We start from the raw sequence: 1,778 nt of genomic DNA, 5'->3' as shown, positions 1-1,778 counted from the left end.
CCCGTCCCCACCCCCGGCCCCTCCCCTGAAGAGGAGGGCAGTCTGGCGGCAAACCCGGGCTATTCTGTGCCAAACCCCTCCGGAGCCTGCCACACCATGAAAGCCATCCGCCTTCGCCACCCCGCCGGCATCGACAATCTGAAATATGAGGATATGGCCAGCCCCGGCGATCCCGGCCCCGGCCAGATCAAGGTGCGCATCCGCGCCTCCAGCTTGAATTATCATGATTATATCGTGGTGATGGGCGGCATCCCCACCCCGGATGGCCGCATTCCCATGAGCGACGGCGCCGGCGATGTGCTGGCGGTGGGAGAGGGCGTGACCGAATTTCGCCCCGGCGACATGGTGGTTTCGACCTTCTTCCCGACCTGGCTGGATGGCCGGCCCAACATGGCGGGCTTTGCCGGTGTGCCCGGCGACGGCGCCGATGGTTATGCTGCCGAAGAAGTGGTCGCCCCGGCCACCAGCTTCACCCACGCGCCATTTGGTTACAGCCACGCCGAAGCCGCCACGCTCACCTGCGCCGGCCTGACCGCGTGGCGGGCGCTGGTCACCGAAGGCCAGATCAAGGCCGGCGATGTCGTGCTGGTGCAGGGCACCGGCGGCGTGTCGATCTTTGCGCTGCAATTTGCCAAGGCGATGGGCGCGACGGTGATTGCCACCAGCAGCAGCGATGAAAAACTGGCGCGGTTGCAAGCGATGGGCGCCGATCACCTCATCAATTACAAGAGCACGCCCGGCTGGGGCGGCGAAGTGATGCGCATCACCCATGGCCGCGGCGCTGACCACATCGTTGAAATCGGCGGGGCTGGCACGATGCCCGAATCCATCATCGCCTGCGCGGTGGGCGGGCATATCAGCCTGATCGGCGTGCTCGCCGGCTTTGCCGGGCCAATCCCGACCGTGCAATTGATGGCCAAGCAGATCCGCCTGATCGGCATCACCGTGGGCACCCGCCGCCAGCAGCAGGACATGATCCGCGCCATAAACCAGAGCGGCATGCGCCCGGTGATCGACACCAGCTTCCCGCTTGTCGAACTTGGCGCTGCCTTCCGCCATCAGGCATCGGGCGCGCACTTCGGCAAGATTTGCATCGATATCTGAGGCATTATCTGAGGCATTTTGTCGCTGTTCATGTTGAGGGTGTGAAAGGGCCGCCGGTCCCCTGACGCGAAAGCCATTTCATGCGCCTCCTGATTGCCCTTTCCGCCCTTGCCCTCGCCGGGGTTTCCCTGCCCGCCGCCGCGGCAGACGCTGCTCACCCGTCGGTGATTGAATTGTACCAGAGCCAGGGCTGCTCATCCTGCCCGCCGGCCAACGCCAATGTCATGGCGCTGGCGGATCGGCCGGACCTGTTGGTGCTCAGCTTTGCGGTCACTTACTGGGACCGGCTGGGCTGGAAGGACCGCTTTGCCAAACCCGAATTCACCCAGCGCCAATATGCTTACCGGGACGGCCTGCGCCACGACAATGTGTGGACGCCGCAAACCGTGATCAACGGCCGCGTGGATGTGACGGGCGTGCGCGCCGCCGAACTGCGCAGTGCCGTGACGGCCGGCGCCCGCACCGAGGCCGCGCCGAGCCTGACCGAAGCCGCCGGCCGCATCGATCTGGGCGCGGGCGCTGGCAAAGCCGACGTCTGGCTGGTGCGCTATGATCCCAACATCGTGCAAGTGCCGGTGCGCGCCGGCGAAAATGCCGGCCGCACCCTGCCGCACCGCAATGTTGTGCACGATCTGGTCAAGCTCGGCAGCTGGACGGGCAGCGCCGCGCACTGG

The 1,778-nt window shown here is 65.9% G+C and carries 2 protein-coding genes; both read left to right on the top strand.

What is annotated here, in order from left to right; all coding sequences use genetic code 11:
• Positions 1-96 precede the first annotated feature (96 nt).
• Positions 97-1,104, top strand: a complete 1,008-nt coding sequence (locus tag ABWP50_RS13460) for a zinc-dependent alcohol dehydrogenase family protein (RefSeq protein WP_353218499.1) — start codon at positions 97-99, stop codon at positions 1,102-1,104.
• Positions 1,105-1,184: 80 nt separating this feature from the next.
• Positions 1,185-1,778: DUF1223 domain-containing protein (locus tag ABWP50_RS13455; RefSeq protein ID WP_353218498.1), on the top strand; the 594-nt coding region annotated here is incomplete at its 3' end.

It is taken from the genome of Sandarakinorhabdus sp., assembly GCF_040398645.1.
GTDB lineage: Bacteria > Pseudomonadota > Alphaproteobacteria > Sphingomonadales > Sphingomonadaceae > Sandarakinorhabdus.
This window is presented reverse-complemented; position numbering and strand designations above follow the sequence as displayed.